General features: G+C 67.2%; 17 protein-coding genes. 9 read left to right on the top strand and 8 right to left on the bottom strand.

Annotated elements, in window-relative coordinates; genetic code table 11:
* Positions 1 to 138 precede the first annotated feature (138 nt).
* The 4 genes from aroA to ABH900_RS14830 all read right to left on the bottom strand — a co-directional run bounded on the left by aroA (position 139) and on the right by ABH900_RS14830 (position 4897).
* The gene (gene aroA / locus ABH900_RS14845; RefSeq protein ID WP_429623832.1) at positions 139 to 1446 is read right to left on the bottom strand and encodes a 3-phosphoshikimate 1-carboxyvinyltransferase; all 1308 of its coding nucleotides are present in this window, start codon (positions 1444 to 1446) and stop codon (positions 139 to 141) included.
* A 79-nt stretch (positions 1447 to 1525) separates the two neighbouring features.
* Complete coding sequence (gene pheA, locus ABH900_RS14840) at positions 1526 to 2725, bottom strand: prephenate dehydratase (RefSeq protein WP_429623831.1); 1200 nt, start codon at positions 2723 to 2725, stop codon at positions 1526 to 1528.
* Between the two features lie 51 nt (positions 2726 to 2776).
* Positions 2777 to 3862, bottom strand: coding sequence for a 3-phosphoserine/phosphohydroxythreonine transaminase (serC, locus tag ABH900_RS14835; protein ID WP_429623830.1), 1086 nt, complete (start codon positions 3860 to 3862; stop codon positions 2777 to 2779).
* Positions 3863 to 4090: 228 nt separating this feature from the next.
* Positions 4091 to 4897 (bottom strand): FHA domain-containing protein, encoded by an 807-nt coding sequence (locus ABH900_RS14830; RefSeq protein ID WP_429623828.1) that lies wholly within the window; start codon positions 4895 to 4897, stop codon positions 4091 to 4093.
* Positions 4898 to 5022: 125 nt separating this feature from the next.
* On the opposite strand from ABH900_RS14830, the gene ABH900_RS14825 reads away from it, so the two are divergent.
* The 3 genes from ABH900_RS14825 to ABH900_RS14815 all read left to right on the top strand — a co-directional run bounded on the left by ABH900_RS14825 (position 5023) and on the right by ABH900_RS14815 (position 7112).
* The gene (locus ABH900_RS14825; RefSeq protein WP_005410185.1) at positions 5023 to 5298 is read left to right on the top strand and encodes a polyhydroxyalkanoic acid system family protein; all 276 of its coding nucleotides are present in this window, start codon (positions 5023 to 5025) and stop codon (positions 5296 to 5298) included.
* A gap of 80 nt (positions 5299 to 5378) precedes the next feature.
* The gene (locus ABH900_RS14820; protein ID WP_429623827.1) at positions 5379 to 5870 is read left to right on the top strand and encodes a phasin family protein; all 492 of its coding nucleotides are present in this window, start codon (positions 5379 to 5381) and stop codon (positions 5868 to 5870) included.
* Positions 5871 to 6107: 237 nt separating this feature from the next.
* The gene (locus ABH900_RS14815; protein WP_429623825.1) at positions 6108 to 7112 is read left to right on the top strand and encodes a restriction endonuclease; all 1005 of its coding nucleotides are present in this window, start codon (positions 6108 to 6110) and stop codon (positions 7110 to 7112) included.
* Positions 7113 to 7213: 101 nt separating this feature from the next.
* Here the strand turns inward: ABH900_RS14815 and ABH900_RS14810 are convergent, their stop codons facing one another.
* The 4 genes from ABH900_RS14810 to ABH900_RS14795 all read right to left on the bottom strand — a co-directional run bounded on the left by ABH900_RS14810 (position 7214) and on the right by ABH900_RS14795 (position 10019).
* Complete coding sequence (locus ABH900_RS14810) at positions 7214 to 7606, bottom strand: type II toxin-antitoxin system HicB family antitoxin (protein WP_429623824.1); 393 nt, start codon at positions 7604 to 7606, stop codon at positions 7214 to 7216.
* A gap of 8 nt (positions 7607 to 7614) precedes the next feature.
* Positions 7615 to 7797, bottom strand: a complete 183-nt coding sequence (locus tag ABH900_RS14805) for a type II toxin-antitoxin system HicA family toxin (RefSeq protein WP_429623822.1) — start codon at positions 7795 to 7797, stop codon at positions 7615 to 7617.
* A 94-nt stretch (positions 7798 to 7891) separates the two neighbouring features.
* Positions 7892 to 8620, bottom strand: coding sequence for a histidine utilization repressor (gene hutC / locus ABH900_RS14800; RefSeq protein WP_429623820.1), 729 nt, complete (start codon positions 8618 to 8620; stop codon positions 7892 to 7894).
* Positions 8621 to 8648: 28 nt separating this feature from the next.
* The gene (locus tag ABH900_RS14795; RefSeq protein WP_429623818.1) at positions 8649 to 10019 is read right to left on the bottom strand and encodes a formimidoylglutamate deiminase; all 1371 of its coding nucleotides are present in this window, start codon (positions 10017 to 10019) and stop codon (positions 8649 to 8651) included.
* 67 nt (positions 10020 to 10086) lie between these two features.
* Here ABH900_RS14795 and hutI point away from each other — a divergent pair, with 67 nt between their 5' ends.
* The 6 genes from hutI to ABH900_RS14765 all read left to right on the top strand — a co-directional run bounded on the left by hutI (position 10087) and on the right by ABH900_RS14765 (position 19264).
* Positions 10087 to 11310 carry an imidazolonepropionase gene (gene hutI / locus ABH900_RS14790; RefSeq protein WP_429623816.1) on the top strand — a complete coding sequence of 408 codons (1224 nt, stop codon included), beginning with the start codon at positions 10087 to 10089 and terminating at the stop codon, positions 11308 to 11310.
* On the top strand, positions 11307 to 12848 hold the full coding sequence (hutH, locus tag ABH900_RS14785) for a histidine ammonia-lyase (protein WP_429623815.1): 1542 nt from the start codon (positions 11307 to 11309) through the stop codon (positions 12846 to 12848). Before hutI ends, hutH begins: the two co-directional genes overlap by 4 nt.
* Complete coding sequence (gene hutG / locus ABH900_RS14780; protein ID WP_429623814.1) at positions 12845 to 13699, top strand: N-formylglutamate deformylase; 855 nt, start codon at positions 12845 to 12847, stop codon at positions 13697 to 13699. The genes hutH and hutG overlap by 4 nt, the downstream gene beginning before the upstream one ends.
* On the top strand, positions 13696 to 15363 hold the full coding sequence (gene hutU, locus ABH900_RS14775; RefSeq protein WP_429623812.1) for a urocanate hydratase: 1668 nt from the start codon (positions 13696 to 13698) through the stop codon (positions 15361 to 15363). Before hutG ends, hutU begins: the two co-directional genes overlap by 4 nt.
* Positions 15364 to 15525: 162 nt before the next feature.
* Complete coding sequence (locus tag ABH900_RS14770; RefSeq protein WP_429623811.1) at positions 15526 to 16962, top strand: serine hydrolase domain-containing protein; 1437 nt, start codon at positions 15526 to 15528, stop codon at positions 16960 to 16962.
* Between the two features lie 193 nt (positions 16963 to 17155).
* Entirely contained in the window at positions 17156 to 19264 is a 2109-nt protein-coding gene (locus tag ABH900_RS14765; RefSeq protein ID WP_429623810.1) for a TonB-dependent receptor family protein, read from the top strand.
* Positions 19265 to 19270 lie beyond the last annotated feature (6 nt).

Below are 19270 nucleotides of genomic sequence, written 5' to 3'. Positions count from 1 at the left end.
TCGGCCTCCGTCTTTTTATGCGGAACGTCGTGCCGACCAAGGTCGGCACCTACCAGGCGAGGCTTTTCGTGCCAACCAAGGTCGGCACCTACCGGGTCGCGTCATTCGCCGGGCGTGGCCCGGCGGACGCCGTGCCGATCAGGCCAGGTTGAACCCCGCGCTGCGGGCCAGCCCGTCGAAGTCCGGGAAGGACGTGGCGACGTTGGCGATGTCGTTGATGCGTACTTCGCCGTCACTGATCTGGCCGGCAATGGCAAACGCCATGGCGATGCGGTGGTCACCGTGGCTTTCGATGGTGCCGCTGCCCAGGCGCACACCGCCGTGAAGGGTGGCACCGTCTTCGGTTTCGTCCACCTGCATGCCCAGCGCGCGCAGGCCGGTGGCCATCGCAGCGAGACGATCGGACTCCTTCACCCGCAGCTCCGCCGCACCGCTGACCACGGTCTGGCCTTCGGCAGCGGCGGCGGCCACGAACAGCGCCGGGAACTCATCGATCATGTCCGGCACCAATGCCTCCGGAATGCGTGCGCCCTTCAGCGGAGCGTAGCGCACCACCAGATCGGCGACGGGCTCACCGCCCTGCTCGGCCGGATTCTCTTCGGTGATGTCCGCGCCCATCAGGCGCAGCGCGTGCAACAGGCCGGTGCGGCGCGGGTTCAGGCCAACCTGCTTCAGGCGCAGCGCGGAGCCGGGAATGATGCTGGCGGCCACTAGGTAGAACGCGGCCGAAGAGAAGTCGGCCGGTACCACGATATCGGTGGCGCGCAGGCGCTGGCCGCCGCGCAGGCGTGCCTTGCCCGGTGAAAATTCGATATCCACGCCGAAGGCGGACAACATGCGCTCGGTGTAGTCGCGGGTCGGGTGCGGCTCGGTCACGCTGGTTTCGCCCTGCGCGTACAGACCGGCCAGCAACACGGCCGACTTGATCTGCGCGCTGGCCACCGGCGAGGCGAAGTCGATGCCGTACAGTGCCTGGCCGCCATGCACGTGCAGCGGCGGCGTGCCGTCATCCTGGGTATCGATCTTCGCGCCCATCTGCGACAGCGGGCCGGTGACGCGGCGCATCGGGCGGCCAGACAGCGATTCATCACCAATCAGCGTGCAGTCGAACGTCTGGCCCGCCAGCAGGCCGGCCAGCAGGCGCATGCCGGTACCGGCGTTGCCGCAGTCCAGCGCCGCATCGGGCGCCTGCAAGCCGTCGACGCCGACGCCGTGCACGATGCGCTGCGACGGGCTGGGGGTTTCAATGCGCACGCCCAGCTGGCTGAAGATGCGCGCGGTGGCGCGAGTGTCTTCGCCTTCCAGGAAACCGTCGATATGCGAGGTGCCATCGGCCAGCGCGGCGAACATCACCGAGCGGTGCGAGACGGACTTGTCGCCGGGAATGGTCAGGCTGCCCTGCAGCGGCCGGCCCTTGCGGGCAATCCAGTGTTGCGCGTTGCTCATCGTTCGATCATTCCGTAGACGCCGGCAGTGCCGGCGATGCATCAGGGGGCGGCGGCCAGGGCCACCGCGACAGCCGCACTCAGGGCACGGCCACCGGATAGGAGCCGAGCACCTTGATCTGCGCCGAGTGCGCTTCCAGTTCGGCCAGCGCGGCCTGCATCGGCACGTCGTCGATGTGACCGGCCAGGTCGATGAAGAACCCGTACTCCCACTTGCCGTGGTGCGACGGGCGCGACTCGATGCGGTTCATGCTGATGCCGTGGCGGGCGAACGGGCTGAGCACATCGAACAGCGCACCGGGCTTGTCATGGATGAACACCAGCACCGAGGTGCGGTCGTGGCCGGAGGTCGGGAAGATGTTGCGGCCCACCACCAGGAAACGCGTGGTGTTGTCGGCATCGTTCTGGATCGGCTTGGTGACCACCTTCTTCAGGCCGTACACATGGCCGGCGCTTTCGCCACCGATGGCCGCCGCGTCGTCTGCATTGCGCGCACGACGCGCACCTTCAGCGTTGCTGGATACCGGGATCTTCTCGGCCTTGGGCAGGTTGGCGCGCAGCCAGGCCGAGGTCTGCATGAACGATTGCGGATGGGCGTAGATGCGCTCGATGTCCTCGATGCGGCCGCTGCGCGACATCAGGTACTGCTGCACGCGCAGTTCAACTTCACCGCAGATCTTCAGGTTGGAGGTCAGGAACATGTCCAGGGTGATCTGGATGGTGCCCTGCCCTGAATTCTCCACCGGCACCACGCCGAAATCGGCGTTGCCCGCTTCCACTTCCTGGAACACTTCTTCAATGCTCGCCATCGGCAGGCCCAGCGCCGAGCGGCCGAAGTGCTTGAGCACGGCCTGCTGGCTGAAGGTGCCTTCCGGGCCGAGGTAACCGATCTTCAACGGCTCCTGCTGGGCCAGGCAGGCTGACATGATCTCGCGATAGACATGCACCAGCAGCTCGTCGCTGAGCGGGCCTTCGTTGCGGTCCACCACCATGCGCAGCACCTGCGCTTCGCGCTCGGGGCGGTAGTAATCGACGGCGGCGGCGAGCTTGCCCTTGGCCTTGCCGACCTGGTGGGCGAAGCGCGCGCGCTCGGCGATCAGGCTCTGGATGTCACGGTCGATCTGGTCGATCTTCGTGCGCACATCGGCCAGCGCCAATGGCGCCAGGGTGGGCGCGGGGTTCGACGCGGCCTTGGACTTCGCTTTGCTCTTGGGTGCTGCGCTGTCCTTGGCCGGTTCGGCCTTCTTCGGCGCCTTCTTGCTGGATTCGCTGCTTGCCATCGTAATTCCTTGTTGCGGGGCACGCACCCGACGGTGCGCGCCGTTCATTGCTCAGCCGTGACGCTGCTGGAAATCGGCCATGAAGGCGACCAGCGCCTCGGCCCCGGCCAGCGGCATGGCGTTGTACAGCGAGGCCCGGATGCCGCCGACGACCTTGTGCCCCTTCAGTGCCAGCAGGCCGGCGGCCTTGGCTTCGGCGACAAAGCGCGCATCGAGGTCGGCGCTGGGCAGGAAGAACGGGATGTTCATCCGCGAACGCGCCGCATGTTCGACCTCGTTTCGATAGAAGCCGCCGGAACCATCGATGGCGCCGTACACGAGCGCGGCCTTGGCGGCATTGCGCCTGGCAAACCCGGCCACGCCCCCCTCGGCCAGCATCCACTTGAACACCAGGCCGGCCAGGTACCAGTTCCAGGTCGGCGGAGTGTTGAGCATCGAATCGCGGGCAACGTGTGAGCGGTAATCAAAGATGTCCGCACGCGGCTGACCGCTGCGCTCGAGCAGGTCGCGGCGGATGATCATCACCGCGATGCCAACCGGGCCCAGGTTCTTCTGCGCGCCGGCGTAGATCACCCCGTAGCGACGCACGTCCAGCGGTTCACTGGCAATGGACGAGCTGAAGTCGGCGATCAGCGGGACGTCACCGGTGTCGGGCACGTCACGGAACTCGACGCCGTGGATGGTCTCATTGGCGGTGATGTGCACGTAAGCGGCGTCCGGCGAGAGCTGCCAGTCGGTGCGTGCTGGGAGCGCGCGATAGCCATTGGCCTCGCTGCTGGCGGCAATGTTGACGTCCACGTAGACGCCAGCCTGCTTCACCGCTGTCTTGCCCCAATGGCCACTGACCACATAGTCGGCGCGCTGGCCCGGGGCTGCGAAGTTGAGCGGGATCAGCGCCTGCTGGGTGGTGGCGCCACCGGACAGGAACAGCACCGCATAGTCGTCGGGGATGTCGAGCAGGCGACGCAGGTCGGCCTCGGCCTCGGCGGCCACGGACATGAATTCCGCGCCGCGATGGCTCATTTCCACGATCGAAGCGCCGGACCCGTGCCAGTCCAGCATTTCCGCCTGCGCCTGGCGCAGGACCGATTCCGGCAAGGTTGCAGGGCCGGCACTGAAGTTGAACGCGCGCGTCATGTCACACCTGTGGGGCAAGACCCCTAGTATGCCGCAGTGCACCAGCCTTGCGGCCTAGTGCGGCAAGGGAAATTTGGTTGCATCCGTATCCATTGACCGGCGCAGGCGCGCATCGGCTGCCGACCTTGGTCGGCCTGCGGAGATCGTGCCGACCAAGGTCGGCACCTACCGGAAGCAGGTAGGCACGCGCCGTGTGGGTAGCGCCGGGCCATGCCCGGCGGGCCTGCTTCAGCGCGCGCCGAACCAGAGCAGCAGGCTGAGCAGCGCCGCCAGCAGCAGGGCACTGACCAGAAGCCACGGCCAGCGCCGGACCCTGCGCGGAGCGGCCGGCAGCATGGGTGCCTGTTCGGCCTCCTGGCTGGCGTCATCTTCCTCCGGCAGTGGGCGACGGTGTGGATCGTGCGGCACTTCCAGCACGAACCGGTGCTGGCCATCGAACACTACCTGGTCTCCAGGCTGCAGCCAGCAGTGACGCACGGCCACGCCGTTGACCCGGGTGCCGTCGGCACTGCCCAGGTCGCGCAGCAACACGCGTTCGCCATGCACTTCCACGCGGGCGTGCTGTTCGGCGAAGGCCGGATCGTCGATGGCGATGTCGGCCTCGCTGCCACGGCCGATCAGGCGGGGCCGTGACAGGGTGAAACTGCGGCCATGATGCAGGCCGCCGACACCGCGCAGCAGGCGCTGCTGCTCATCGGTGCCGTCCTCGTTCCTGGGCACCGGCGCCTGCAGCAGGCTCTCGACCTCGCCCTGCAGCACCATCTCCACGCCATCGACGTAGACCGCATCGCCTGCGCGCAGCAGGGCCATGCGCCGCACCGGGCGGCCGTTCACGTGGATGCCGCGGATGCCGTTGCCGACCTGCAGCCAGAGGCCGCGATCGTCCATGCAGAACTGGGCCAGCAACAGGGCGCCATTGCCGCCCTCGCCCAGCCGCACGCTGCCGTTGGCCTGGCGCACGATGCGTTGCACCCCGGGCCGCAGCGGCTGGTCGGGCTGTTGTTGTTGGCTGAAGTGAACAAGCAGGTTCTGCACGCGGCGCAGCCTAGCAGGTTGCTCGCCAACGAAGAAGAACCGGCGATGAGTGCTTGGCGCGAAGGCCCTCGATGCGCACAATGCTCGCCCTCATTGATCATCCCCGCCCTGCGCCAGGAGCCTGCATGTCCACCATCGATGTTCGCCACGCCCACGCCCTGCCCGACGCACAGGCGCGCGCAGCGATCGAACAGGTCGCCGCCAAGTTGTCCGAACGCTTCGGCCTGAAGTCGTCCTGGGCCGCCGACGTGCTGAACTTCTCCGGCAGTGGCGTGGACGGTGCGATCGAACTGCAGCCGGGCGCCGTGCGCGTGACCGCCAAGCTCGGCTTCCTGCTGTCGGCGATGAAGGGCATGGTCGAAGGCGAGATCCAGCGCGTGCTGAAGGAAAAGCTGGGCTGAACCCCGACGGCGGCCGTCACGGCCGTGCAACGCCGGCGCGCGCTACTCTCGGGGCAGGCCCAACTCCCCCGGGAAGTGCGATGAACCGTTACGAAAACGACGACCGCCGCGACGACGACACCTCTTTCGGCGACCAGGCCGAGCGCTTCTCGCGCAAGCTCAGCAATTCGGCACAGCAGGTCTGGCTGGCCGGGCTGGGGGCACTGGGCCGCGCCCAGGCCGAAGGCGGCCGCTTCTTTGAAGGCCTGGTGAAGGAGGGCGAAGCCTGGGAGTCGCGCCGCCGCGAACGCAACGGTGAACAGGGCCCTGGCTGGCGCGACAACGTCGAATCGTCGCTGGACGAGGCGCGCGAAAAGGCCGCCGGAACCTGGAACAAGGTCGAACAGGCCTTCGATGACCAGGTGCAGGGGGTGCTCAAGCGCCTGCACGTGCCCACCGCCGATGAAGTGACGGCGCTGGAGGCCCGTATCGACGCCCTGCACGCGCGCTTGGCCAAACTTGAAACCCGCGCCGCCTCCGACAGCGATGCGCCGGTACCGGGCAGCCACCAGTCGCCAGGCAGCACGCCCTGACCGGCAATTGTTGCAACGCAATAAAATTTGTTTGACAATCGCGTAGAACCCGCCAATCGCTTCGGCTGCCGTTTGTTCCCTCCCCTCACGGCTTCAGGATTGGCGGGTTTTTCGTGCCTGCCTTGCGCCGTTCTGCGCGCTGCATCACGTTTACTGTCAGGAACCTCCTGACCCAGCCGGGCGGCGCGACCTTTACACTGTCGCCTTCCGCACTCGCTCCTTCCGCGCACCTCCTGCATGCTCCCTTGGATCCTGGCCCTGCTGTCGGCCCTGCTTACCTGTTCCCTGGCCGTCGTCTATCTGTGGTGGATCAAACGGCGACAGAAGGAGATGCAACTCGGCCTGCAGGCGCTGGCCGGCATGCATTGGCGCGAATTCTCGGTGCTGGTCAAGCGCATGCTGCGCGAACAGCGCGGCCTGCGTGAACTGAACGACCCCGCAGAGGATGCGCGCGAACCCAGCAGCGACTTCCTGCTCAGCGATGGCCCCAACCAGTGGCTCGTGTCGTGCAAGCATGGCCTGGCCTACCGCATCGGCACCGCCGCCGTGAATGAACTGGGCGCAGCCTCGCGCCTGGCCGGTGCCAAGGGCGGCGTACTGCTGACCGAAGGCAGGATCGAGCGCGACGGTCGCAGCGCGGCCGAGAAGCAGGCCGTGGAAGTGCTCGACGGCCCACGCCTGTGGCCACTGCTGCAGCCTTACCTGCCCGATGACATCGAAACCCGTGTGCGAGCCAGTGCACGCCACGAGGCGCTGCGCCGGATCGCGATTGCCGCATTGGGTTCGGTGACGATCGGGCTGCTGGTCGGCCTGGGTCTGCAGGGCCTGCACGTGGAAGATGCCACGCCGGCTACCGCTGCACCGGTGGTGGCGGCACCTGCGCCTGCACCTGCCACCGAGCCAGCCCCGACCACGGCAGCGCCGTCCGCCGCGCCCTCGCCCTCAGCACCGGTCTCCCCGGCCTCTGACGCGCGCAGCAACCCCAACCCGGATGCGGCCACCCTGGATCGCTACCAGGCCGACCTGGCCCGCGCCCTGGCCGGCAAGCCCGGCATCGCCAGCGGTGTCTGGCTGACCCGGCAGACGCTGGCGATCAACCGCACCGGCGAACTGGAAGCGGTGTGGCCACGGGTCTGCGAGGAAGTGCTGCACTACCCCGCTCTGCGCAACGTCCGTATCCAGCTCAATGCCCGCCCCGGCGTGGATGAGCCGGTGCGCTGGCGTCAGTGCGCAACGTATTGATGAGCCAACATCCACGCATGGCGTGGATCTACTGAATCCCGATACGCGAACCTTTGGTAGATCCACGCCATGCGTGGATGCCTTTGCAGAATGGCGCCTGCTCAGCCCAATGCGGCCAGATGCGCGATGTAACTCGAGCGCGATTCACCGGCAGCCCTGGCCTGCGCATCCAGCCTGGCCAGGATCCGGCGCGGCAGGCTGATGTTGACCCGCTCGATGGTGTCGTCCAGCAGCGCCGGATCAATGCAGATGTAGGCAAGAATCCAGGCCGTCCCACTGGGAGCCTCGGCGACGATCTTCTGTGGCGCAGAAGGATTCGGAATCGAGCGCCCCTCATCCAGGGCCGCATCGATCCAGGCAAGCGCAGATTCCTCGGCTGCACTGAGTGCATCGTCAAGCGTGTCGGCCGCCGAGAAGCATCCCTGCAGATCGGGAACGATGACACCCCATGCGGTGCGTTCATCGCCCGCCTCAATCAAGACTGGATAGCGCATGGGACCTCCTACGTCAGTCCTGCCAGCTTCCGCAACGCCAGCACCAGACCCTTGCCCAGATCCTTTTTGGGGTGAGGCACGGTGATGATGTGAGGCCGCTGCGTATGCATGAATACATGATGGGATCCGCGAATCCTGCAACAGGTCCAACCTGCCGCCTCCAGATCCCGGATGAGGTCCCTGCTCTTCATGCAGGGACGATACACATCGTACACACGCACCAACAGAGTTCAAGACGACAGCCGTTCCGGCCCAGTAGATCCACGCCACCCGTGGATGGAACCCCTACCGCGCGCCAGGCGCGAAGCGTGCCACCAGGTCCCAGGCATCCCCCAGGAATACCTGCCGCACGCGGGTGATCGGCTGTTCGCCGCGCCAGGTCAGGCGCTCGATCACCAGGCAGGCGGTGCCGGGCTTCACGTCCAGCAGCTTGGCGCTGGCGGTGTCTGCGCCCCAGGCGCTGATGCGGTGCTGGGCGCGTGTCCAGGACACGTTCTGCAGCAGCCAGCTGCCGGGCGCGGTGGTATTGAAATCGACCTCCAGCACCTCGGGCACGCCCACCGGGCTGATCAGGCGATGCTCCAGCGCCAGTGGACGACCATCGGCCAGATGCAGGCAGCGCATTGCCAGCAGATGCTCGCGGCCAGCCAGCTCGACTTCGCCAGCATTGCCGGCGTCGGCAAGGCGCAGCTCGCGCTTCAGCAGGCGATACGCGTACTGGTGGCCGCGCGAGCCGACCTCCATTGCAATGTCAGGAATCTCCAGCGCCACCTGCTCCAGATGCGGAGGCTGCCGCGCCACGAACGAGCCTGCGCGGCGACGCCGTTCGATCATGCCGCTCTCGGCCAGCGCGGTCAGCACCTTGTTCACCGTCATCCGCGAGCAGCCGTACTGCTCCATCAGCTCGTGCTCATACGGGATGCGGAAACCCGGCGCCCACTCTCCGCTGAGGATGCGGCTTTCCAGATCGCTGCGGATACGCTGGTTGAGCGTGGCGGACTTGCTGGCCTTCACGTAGTGGGGTCTCGGTGGCGGGAGGCGATCAGCCCAGTACGCCACGCAGGGCGGCGGCAAAGGCAGTAGTGATCGCCTCGCGCTGCAGGTGGCGGCCGTCGGCCACGCATTGGCGGCCATGACGCCAGACGGATCGCAGCGCGCCATTACGTGCGGCGAACACCCAGCTGTCAAGCCATGCGTCGTCCTGTCGCGCCTGCAACGCGGGGTGCGCAGCATCCAGTTCAACCAGGTCGGCACTGGCGCCGACCTGCAGACCGGCGGCCACACCCAGTGCCTGTGCACCGCCGTGCAGTGCGCCTTCGAACAGGAAGCGGCCGCTGCTGCGCGTGGCATCCGGGGCCAGCACGTTGCGCCCGCGCAGGGCCAGGCGCTGCCCGTATTCGAGCAGGCGCAGCTCTTCAGCCGCGTCGATCAGCACATTGGAATCGGAGCCGACGCCGAAGCGCCCGCCCTCGCGCGCGAAGGCCTGCATCGGGAACAGGCCGTCGCCCAGGTTGGCCTCGGTGATCGGGCACAGCCCGGCCACTGCCTGACTGGCGACGATGGCACGGCGCTCGTCGTCGGTGATGTGGGTGGCATGCACCAGGCACCAGCGCGCATCCACCGGAGCGTGGTTGTACAGCCACTGCACCGGGCGCTGGCCACTCCAGGCCAGGCACGCTTCGACCTCACGCACCTGTTCGGCAATGTGAATATGCACCGGACCATCGGTGAGCGGCAGCAAAGCACTCAACTCCTCGCCGGTTACGGCGCGCAGGCTGTGCGGCGCGATGCCGAGCACCGCGTCAGGCAGCGCTGCCAACGCCGGCCTGGCAGCATCGAGCAGCTGCGCGAAGGCATCAACATCGTGGATCAGGCGCCGCTGTGCGGGATTGGGCGCGGCACCGCCGAAATCGGCATGCGCATAGAACACAGGCAGCAGGGTCAGGCCGATGCCGGTCTGCTGCGCCGCGGCTGCAATGCGCGCACTCATCTCGGCGCGGTCGGCATAGGCGCGACCGTCGGCGTCGTGGTGCAGGTAGTGGAACTCGCCGACGCGGGTGAAGCCGCTTTCCAGCATTTCCATGTAAGCCTGGGCGGCGATCGCCTGCACCGCGTCCGGGCACAGGTGGGCCAGGAAGCGATACATCAGCTCGCGCCAGCTCCAGAAACTGTCACCGTCGCCGCCGCCGATCTCGGCCAGCCCGGCCATGCCGCGCTGGAAGGCGTGGCTGTGCAGGTTGGGCAGGCCCGGCACCAGGATGCCGACGCGGGTGTCGCCATCGTGCGCACCCTGCCCCGTGCTGATGGCGGTGATGCGGCCGTCCTGCACCTGCAGGCGGACATCACGCGCCCAGCCGTCGGCCAGCAGAGCGTGGGCGGCATGGAAGCAGTGCGGGGAACGCGAATCGGACATGGCTGGACAACCCGAAATGGACGCCTATATTGTATAGACATATAAGCACAGCCGCGTTGTGGATGCCATGCACGTCGATACCCTCTGGTCCAACGTTCACCTGATCACCCTCGATGGCGAGGGCCTGGGCGTCATCCGCGATGGGGTGCTGGCCTGTGCCGACGGCCGCATCGTCCATGTCGGCGCGACCGGCAGCGATGCCCACCTGCAGCCGACCACCCGCATCGATGGCGAGGGCCGCTGGATCTCGCCGGGCCTGATCGACTGCCACACCCATCTGGTCTACGCCGGCAACCGCGCCAACGAATTCGAGCAGCGCCTGCAGGGCGTCAGCTATGCCGAGATCGCCCGCGCCGGCGGCGGTATCGTCTCCACCGTGCGCGCCACCCGCGCCGCCACGCCGGAACAGCTGGCCAGCGAAAGCCGCCCGCGCCTGCTGGCCATGCGCGCCGAAGGCGTGACCACCATCGAGATCAAATCCGGCTACGGCCTGACCCTGGCCGACGAGCGCAAGCAGCTGCAGGTGGCACGTGCGCTGGGCGAGGAATGCCGGGTCAACGTGGTGACCACCTTCCTCGGCGCGCACGCGATTCCGCCGGGCCGCGAGGCGCAGGAGTACACCGACGAGGTGTGCGAGGTGATGATTCCGGCCATCGCCGCCGAAGGCCTGGCCGAAGCGGTGGACGTGTTCTGCGAGAACATCGCGTTCTCGCCCGCGCAGGCACGGCAGGTGTTCGAGGCAGCACGTGCGAACGGGCTGGCGGTGAAGATCCATGCCGAGCAGCTGAGCAACCAGCATGGCGCCGAACTGGCGGCTGGCTTCGACGCACTGTCGGCCGACCATATCGAACATCTGGATGACGCCGGCATCGCCGCGATGGCCGCCGCGGGCACCGTCGCCGTACTGCTGCCCGGTGCGTTCTATTTCACCCGCGATACCACTCTGCCGCCGATCGCTGCGCTGCGCGCGGCAGGCGTGCCGCTGGCGCTGGCCACCGACAGCAACCCGGGCACCTCACCGCTGACCAGCCCGCTGCTGGCGATGAACATGGGCGCCACCCTGTTCCGCCTGACCGTGGACGAGTGCATCGCCGGCTTCACCCGTGAAGCGGCGCGCGCCCTCGGCCATGGCGACCGCATCGGCCGCCTCGCCGTCGGCATGGACTGTGACCTGGCGATCTGGGACATCGACGCCCCCGCCGACCTGGTCTATCGCATTGGATTCAACCCGCTGCACGCGCGCGTGGTGCGCGGACAGCCCGACCTGACTGCCTCCTGGAGCAACACATGAGCAACACCCTGGTTCTTCGCCCCGGCCATGTCACTCTCGCCCAGTGGCGGCAGGTCTACCGCGGTGCGCCGCTCGCACTGGACCCGGCCGCACTGCCGGTGGTGCGCGCCAGTGCTGCGGCAGTCGCCGCCATCGTCGCCAAGGGCGCGCCGGTGTATGGCATCAACACCGGCTTCGGCAAGCTGGCCAGCGTGCGCATCGAGCGCGAGGACCTGGCCACCCTGCAGCGGAACATCGTGCTTTCGCATGCCGCCGGTGTGGGCGAGCCGATGCCGGCCAGCGTAGTACGCCTGATGATGGCGCTGAAGCTGGTCAGTCTGGCCCAGGGCGCATCGGGTATCCGCGAGGAAACCCTGCTGCTGTTGGAGGCGATGCTGGTCAAGAGCGTGCTGCCGGTGGTGCCGGCACAGGGTTCGGTGGGTGCCTCCGGCGACCTGGCGCCGCTCTCGCATCTGGCCAGTGTGATGCTGGGTGTGGGCGAGGCCTTCATCGGTGATGAGCGCCTGCCGGCGCTGGATGCGCTGGCACGTGCCGGCCTGCAGCCGATCGAACTGGGCGCAAAGGAGGGCCTGGCGCTGCTCAACGGCACCCAGTTCTCCACCGCCTATGCGCTGGCGGGCCTTTTCGAGATCGAGACCGTGTTCCAGGCCGCACTGGTCACCGGCGCACTGTCGGTGGAAGCAGCCAAGGGCTCGGACACGCCGTTCGACCCGCGTATCCATGCCATCCGCGGACAGCGCGGGCAGATCGCCACCGCCGCGACCCTGCGCAGCCTGATGCAGGACTCCGGCATCCGCGAATCGCACCGCGACAACGACGTGCGCGTGCAGGACCCGTACTGCCTGCGCTGCCAGCCGCAGGTGATGGGCGCAGCGCTGGATATCCTGCGCCAGGCCGCGACCACGCTGGAAATCGAAGCCAACGGCGTGTCCGACAATCCGCTGGTGTTCACCGATACCGGCGAAGCGCTGTCCGGTGGCAACTTCCACGCCGAGCCGGTGGCCTTCGCCGCCGACATGCTGGCGATGGCGGTGTGCGAGATCGGTTCGATCAGCGAGCGCCGCCTGGCGATGCTGGTGGACCCGGCACTGTCCGGCCTGCCGGCGTTCCTGACCCCGCGCCCGGGCCTCAATTCCGGCTTCATGATTCCCCAGGTGACCGCCGCCGCGCTGGTGTCCGAGAACAAGCAGCGCGCCTACCCGGCCAGCGTTGATTCGATCCCGACGTCGGCCAACCAGGAAGACCATGTGTCGATGGCCGCGCACGGCGCACGCCGCCTGATGCAGATGGCCGAGAACGCGGCCAACGTGATCGGCATCGAGCTGCTGGCCGCCGCGCAGGGTTGCGACTTCCACGCACCGCTGCGCTCCAGCGCCGCGCTGGAAACCGTGCGTGCCACCCTGCGTGCACAGGTGCCGACGCTGGAAGAAGACCGCTACTTCCATCCGGACATGGTGACCGCCACGAACCTGGTGCGCAGCGGCGCGCTGGCGCAGGGCCTGGCTGAGCTGCTGCCAACCGTGGAACCGCAGGCATGACGACCCATCCCGAATGGCTGACGGTGCACGAGGGCGATGCCCCTTTGATCGTCAGTTTTCCGCATACCGGCAGCGAGTTGCCTCACGACCTGATCGGCGACTACCACTCGCCGTGGCTGGCGCGCCGCGATGCTGACTGGTGGGTGCACGATCTGTACGACTTCGCGCGCGGCATGGGAGCCACCACGGTACGTTCGGCGATCTCGCGTTCGGTGATCGACCTCAACCGCGATCCCAGTGGCGTATCGCTGTATCCGGGCCAGAACACCACCGGTCTTTGCCCGCTGACCACGTTCGACAACCAACCGCTGTACCACGCCCGACGCGAACCGGATGAAGCGGAAATCGCCCGCCGCCGCGATACCTATTTCCTGCCCTACCACGATGCGCTGGCCGCGCAGATCACGCGCCTGCGCGCGAAGTTCGGCACCGTCGTGGTGTACGACGCGCATTCGATCCGCTCGCACATCCCGCATCTGTTCGACGGCGAATTGCCACAGTTCAACCTCGGCACTGCCGGCCCATCCGGCGCGGCAGATACCTCGTGCGACAACGCACTGAGCGACGTGGTGGAAAACCTGCTGACGATCAGCGGCATGAGCCAGGTGCGCAACGGCCGCTTCAAGGGCGGCTGGATCACCCGCCACTACAGCAACATCGGTGGCGGCGTGCATTCGCTGCAGATGGAGCTGGCCTGCCGCGGCTACATGCACGAGCCGCTGCCCGACCAGGTGGACGAACACAGCTGGCCCACCCCACTCGACCCCGACCACGCCGCACCGCTGCGCCACACCCTGGCGCAGGTGCTCAACGCCTGCCTTGAATTCGCGACCAACCGGAGCGCCGCATGACCCGCAACGACCCGTCCCGCACCATCGCCGCGCCGACCGGCACCACGCTCACCGCCAAGAGCTGGCTGACCGAAGCGCCGCTGCGCATGCTGATGAACAATCTGCACCCGGACGTGGCCGAGCGCCCGCAGGAGCTGGTGGTCTACGGCGGCATCGGCCGCGCTGCACGCGACTGGGAGAGCTTCGACGCCATCGTCGAAACCCTCAAGCGGCTGGACGATGACCAGACCCTGCTGGTGCAGTCCGGCAAGCCGGTAGGCGTGTTCCGCACGCATGCAGATGCGCCGCGCGTGCTGATCGCCAATTCCAACCTGGTGCCGCGCTGGGCCAACTGGGACCACTTCAACGAGCTGGATAAGAAGGGCCTGGCCATGTATGGCCAGATGACCGCTGGCAGCTGGATCTACATCGGCGCGCAGGGCATCGTGCAGGGCACCTACGAGACCTTCGTGGAAATGGGCCGCCAGCACTTCGGTGGCGACCTGAGCGGGAAGTGGCTGTTCACCGGTGGCCTCGGCGGGATGGGCGGCGCACAGCCACTGGCCGCCGTCATGGCCGGTGCCTCCTGCCTGGCCGTGGAATGCCGCAAGAGCAGCATCGACATGCGCCTGCGCACCGGCTATCTGGACACCTGGACCGACAACCTGGACGAAGCGCTGCGCCTGATCGACGAAGCCTGCCAGGCCGGCACGCCGAAGTCGGTGGGCCTGCTCGGCAATGTGGCCGATGTACTGGCCGAACTGCTCGAACGCGGCATCAAGCCGGACCTGCTGACCGACCAGACTTCCGCGCACGATCCGGTGAACGGTTACCTGCCGCAGGGCTGGACCGTCGAGCAGTGGGACGAAAAGCGCGTGTCCGCGCCGAAGGACGTCGAGAATGCTGCGCGCGCGTCGATGGCCAACCACATCCGCGCCATGCTCGGCTTCCACGCGCTGGGCGTGCCGACCGTGGACTACGGCAACAACCTGCGGCAGATGGCGCTGGAGGAAGGCGTGGCCAATGCCTTCGACTTCCCCGGCTTCGTGCCGGCCTACATCCGCCCGCTGTTCTGCCGTGGCATCGGCCCGTTCCGCTGGGCGGCGCTGAGCGGCGATCCGGAAGACATCGCCAGGACCGATGCCAAGGTGAAGGAACTGATTCCGGACAACCCGCACCTGCACCGCTGGCTGGACATGGCTGCCGAGAAGATCAAGTTCCAGGGCCTGCCAGCGCGCATCTGCTGGGTGGGCCTGGGTGATCGTGATCGACTGGGCCTGGCCTTCAACGAGATGGTCGCCAACGGTGAATTGAAGGCACCGGTGGTGATCGGTCGCGACCATCTCGACAGCGGCAGCGTGGCCTCGCCGAACCGCGAAACCGAAGCGATGGCCGACGGTTCGGATGCAGTATCCGACTGGCCGCTGCTGAACGCCCTGCTCAATACTGCCAGCGGCGCGACCTGGGTGTCGCTGCACCATGGCGGAGGCGTGGGCATGGGCTTCTCGCAGCACGCCGGCATGGTGATCGTCTGTGACGGTACCGAGGCGGCAGCCAAGCGCATTGGCCGCGTGTTGTGGAATGACCCGGCGACCGGCGTGATGCGCCATGCCGATGCGGGCTATGAGATCGCGATCGACTGCGCGAAGGAAAAGGGACTGGATCTGCCGGGCATTCTGGGCTGATCATCCTGGGCTGATACAGGGTTGCCGGCCAGCGGCCGGCACTACCGTGAACATGTGGCAGTGCCGGCCGCTGGCCGGCTCTGCCTGATACGGGAATCGGCGCTCTTGACCCCACTTGCCGACGTGACCAAGATGCGCCATCGCCGCTGACGGATCCCCGCGATGTACCGCACCCTTGCTGCCGCATTGTTCTGTGCCCTGACCATCGCCCTGCCCGCTTCGGCGCGTGACGTCCGTACCGACCTCTCTTCCCAGCTCGATGCCCAGCTGCAGACCAACCGCGAGCGCTACGACATTGCCGGCCAGGCGGTACTGGTCGCTCACAACGGCCAAGTGCTGTACCAGGGCGCCAGCGGCGAACGCGACCCGGCCACCCACGCACCTGCCACCGTCGATTCCATTTTCACTGCGCAGTCGATGGCCAAGCTGCTGACCAGCACGCTGGTGATGCAGCTGGTGGACCAAGGCAAGGTGGATCTGGATGCGCCGGCCAGCCGCTATGTGCCGGATCTGCCGGCCGTCTGGCAGGCGATCGCCGTGCGCGACTTTCTCAATCATAGTTCGGGTATCGGCGAGTACTACGACCGGGTGGACAATCGTTTGCTCAGCAAGGGCTACACCGGTGTGGCTCCGGATCTTGCTGCTGCGTTGAAGGTGGCCGCTGCCGCGCCGATGCAGTTCGCCACCGGCAGCCGCGTGCAGTACACCCAGGCCAACTACCTGGTGCTGACCGCATTGCTGGAAGCGCATTACCGCAAGCCCTACCCGGCCATCGCGCGCGAACGCATCCTGCAACCGCTGAAAATGGCCAGCACCTCGTGGGGCGTGGCCAGCGTGCCGACGCAGCGTGCGGCGGTGGCGTACACCGGCAAGGACGGCATGCTGCAGCCGGCCAACGAAGAACCCTGGCCGGACTACGGCTGGGGCCACGCCGATCTGCAGACCACGGTGGGTGACATGAACCGCTTCCTGCAGGCGCTGGCGACCGGCAAGCTGCTGCGCACGGCCACGCTGGAAAGACTCTGGCAACCGCAGAAACTGAGTGGTGGCGGCAGCAACTTCTTCTCCACCGGCTGGGACACGACCCGCAGCGATGGCTACACCCAGGTCGGCCACGACGGCGGCACCCGCGTGCGTGCGCGGCTGGCCTACAAGGACACGCTGGCCAGCGGCTACTGGATATTCGTATACCTGACCAATGGCAGCGCCCGCAATGTATGGTCGAGCACGTTGGTGGAAAGCACGATGGCGGTGGCCGCACCGGAGGAGTTCCCGCGTACCGTGCTGTCCGAGCAACTGATCGTCTATGCGCTGGATGAGGATGCAGACGCTGCGCACGCGATGCGGGACAGGTTGCGCGACGACACCCGCATTGCCGGCAGCGAGCTGGAACGTGCGATCAATGCCAGCGGCTATGCCATCCGAGAGAGCCTGGGTGCGCGCAAGGCGCTGAAGGTGTTTTCCCTTAATACCGAGCTGTATCCGGATTCGGCCAACGCCTGGGACAGCCTGGCCGAGTGCCATGCGGCGCTGGGCGAGAAGGAGACGGCTGATCGGTTGTATGCGAAATCGAAGGCGCTGGCCAAACCCTCGCGATAGCCCGTTCCGTAGAGCCAAGGCGATGCTCGGCTGCTTTTCGTTGCGATTGCGGAAAACCCGCGCTGCGCGCGATAGCCGAGCGCGGGCTCGGCTCTGCAGGGACGCTGCAGACGGCCATACGCAGGTGGAGGGTGACGTGGGGCCACCGACCTGTTAACTTGCGCGCCACTTTTGTGGTTTACAGCATTTCTGCATGTCGCTCTCGCCGTCCCGTCCCACCCCGTCGCTGTTGTTCCTGGCCATTTCCCTGGGCCTCGCCTCTTCCGTCCACGCCGCTCCGCAGGCCACCACCCTCGATGCCGTGCGGGTCACCGCGGCCGATGCCAGCGCACAGGCGCGCGAGGCGCTGAAGCGTGTACCCGGCGCCAGCAATGTCATCGACGTGGCCAAGGCCGACAGCCGCCTGGCCAGCAGCGCCGATGTACTGGCCTACCAGCCCGGCATCAGCGCGCAGTCGCCGGGCAACGAAGGCACCAAGGTGTCGATCCGTGGCTCGGGCATCAACCGTGGCCCTGGCGCGCATGCGTCGGGCATCGCGGTGTCGATCGACGGCCTGCCACTGACCGGCCCAGGTGGCACGCCGTACGAGCTGCTGGAGCCGCTGTGGCTGTCGCGCGTAGAAGTACTGCGCGGCGCGAACGGTTTCGAGCGCGGCGCACTGGCGTTGGGCGGTGCCATCGACTACGTCAGCCGCAGCGGGCGTGACTCGGCCGGCCTGCAGCTGCATTACGAAGCCGGCAGCCGTGGCTACCAGAAGCGCGGCCTCAGCTGGGGCGGCGTCAGTGGCGATATCGACTACTTCCTGGCCTACACCGACACCGAATTCGACGGCTACCAGCGCCATGCGCGCGGCGACGGCAAGGGCGCGATGGCCAACATCGGCTGGCAGATCACGCCCGACCTGCAGACGCGCTTCTTCGTGCGCTATCGCGAGACCAACCACGAAACGCCCGGGCGCCTGACCCGCGACCAGATCCGCAACGACCCGCACGCGGCGAACGCGGCCAACCTGGCCATCGATGCGCGTCGCCCGCAGCCGGGTAGTACCTGGGTGGGCAATGTCACCACGCTGCAGATCGATGAGGATTCCTCGCTGCAGGCCGGGCTGGTCTATCACAAATACCCGATGGACTTGAACGAGAGCCTGTACCGCCAGCAGCTGGACTACGCCAACCTCAACGCCACGCTGGACTATCGCCATCGCCACACGCTGTTCGGGCTGGACAGCGATACCGCGATCGGCCTGCGGGTGACCCACGACCTGGACGCTGACGTGCGTGAGTCGCTGCGCTTTGCCAGCAATGGCTATGCAGCGGGCACGCGCACGCGCGACTTCCGCCACCACGGCACCGACAGCACACTGCACGTCAGCAACACGCTCGCCTTGAGCGACCGCCTGCGCATGCAGACAGGCCTGGCACTGATCAACACCCGCCGCGATGTGCAGGTGACCTGGCCCAGCAGCGGCGGCCACCTGCGCAGCCACGATTGGGACTATGCACCGCGCCTGGGCTTCACCTGGCAGCACAGTGCGCAGACACAGTGGTTCGGCAACCTCAGCCGCTCGGTGGAGGCGCCGCATCCCTGGTCGATGATCTGGGGCTCGAACCAGTACTTCGGGCCGGGCAATGGCCCGTCCAGCGGCCGCCAGCGCGCGCCGGTACCAATGCAGAATCAGACCGCCACCACGCTGGAACTGGGTGCGCGCGGCGACGCGGCACTGGGCCGCTGGGAACTGACCGGCTACTACGCGCACGTCAACCACGAGCTGCTGAGCGTGGAACTGCAACCGGTGCCGAACCTGTTCATTGCGGAAAACAATGCCAGCCCCACCGTACACCGCGGCATCGAAGCCGGGCTGGACAGCACACTGTGGCAGGCCGCTCCGGGGCGCCTGTCATTGCGCCAGGCATACACCTTCAGCGACTTCCGTTACCGCCACGATGCACGCTTCGGCAGCAACCGCCTGCCCGGCCTGCCGCGCCACAGCTACCAGGCCGAACTGCGCTTCGATCACGCATCGGGCCTGTACGCCGCGCTCAACACCGAATATGCCTCGCGCATCGCGGTGGACTATGCCAACAGCTACTGGGCCGACAGCCATGTGATCTTCGGCAGCCGCATCGGCTACGACGCACCCGGTGGCCGCTGGCAGGCCTGGGCGGAAATGCGCAACCTCGGCAACCGCCACTACGCTGCCACGGTTACGCCGGGTTACGACGATGCCGGTAAGGACGTGGCGCGCTCGACGCCGGGCGAAGGCAGAGGTGTCTACGCGGGTGTGCGCTGGCGCTTTGACTGATCGCTG

This window comes from Stenotrophomonas sp. AN71, assembly GCF_050435725.1.
In the GTDB taxonomy this organism is placed as follows: Bacteria; Pseudomonadota; Gammaproteobacteria; order Xanthomonadales; family Xanthomonadaceae; genus Stenotrophomonas.
This window is presented reverse-complemented; position numbering and strand designations above follow the sequence as displayed.

Coding starts and splice junctions, on each gene's coding strand:
- aroA (WP_429623832.1), bottom strand. CDS start 1,446: ATGAGCAACGCGCAACACTGGATTGCCCGCAAGGGCCGGCCGCTGCAG.
- pheA (WP_429623831.1), bottom strand. CDS start 2,725: ATGGCAAGCAGCGAATCCAGCAAGAAGGCGCCGAAGAAGGCCGAACCG.
- serC (WP_429623830.1), bottom strand. CDS start 3,862: ATGACGCGCGCGTTCAACTTCAGTGCCGGCCCTGCAACCTTGCCGGAA.
- ABH900_RS14825 (WP_005410185.1), top strand. CDS start 5,023: ATGTCCACCATCGATGTTCGCCACGCCCACGCCCTGCCCGACGCACAG.
- ABH900_RS14820 (WP_429623827.1), top strand. CDS start 5,379: ATGAACCGTTACGAAAACGACGACCGCCGCGACGACGACACCTCTTTC.
- ABH900_RS14815 (WP_429623825.1), top strand. CDS start 6,108: ATGCTCCCTTGGATCCTGGCCCTGCTGTCGGCCCTGCTTACCTGTTCC.
- ABH900_RS14810 (WP_429623824.1), bottom strand. CDS start 7,606: ATGCGCTATCCAGTCTTGATTGAGGCGGGCGATGAACGCACCGCATGG.
- ABH900_RS14805 (WP_429623822.1), bottom strand. CDS start 7,797: ATGAAGAGCAGGGACCTCATCCGGGATCTGGAGGCGGCAGGTTGGACC.
- ABH900_RS14795 (WP_429623818.1), bottom strand. CDS start 10,019: ATGTCCGATTCGCGTTCCCCGCACTGCTTCCATGCCGCCCACGCTCTG.
- hutI (WP_429623816.1), top strand. CDS start 10,087: ATGCACGTCGATACCCTCTGGTCCAACGTTCACCTGATCACCCTCGAT.
- hutH (WP_429623815.1), top strand. CDS start 11,307: ATGAGCAACACCCTGGTTCTTCGCCCCGGCCATGTCACTCTCGCCCAG.
- hutG (WP_429623814.1), top strand. CDS start 12,845: ATGACGACCCATCCCGAATGGCTGACGGTGCACGAGGGCGATGCCCCT.
- hutU (WP_429623812.1), top strand. CDS start 13,696: ATGACCCGCAACGACCCGTCCCGCACCATCGCCGCGCCGACCGGCACC.
- ABH900_RS14770 (WP_429623811.1), top strand. CDS start 15,526: ATGTACCGCACCCTTGCTGCCGCATTGTTCTGTGCCCTGACCATCGCC.
- ABH900_RS14765 (WP_429623810.1), top strand. CDS start 17,156: ATGTCGCTCTCGCCGTCCCGTCCCACCCCGTCGCTGTTGTTCCTGGCC.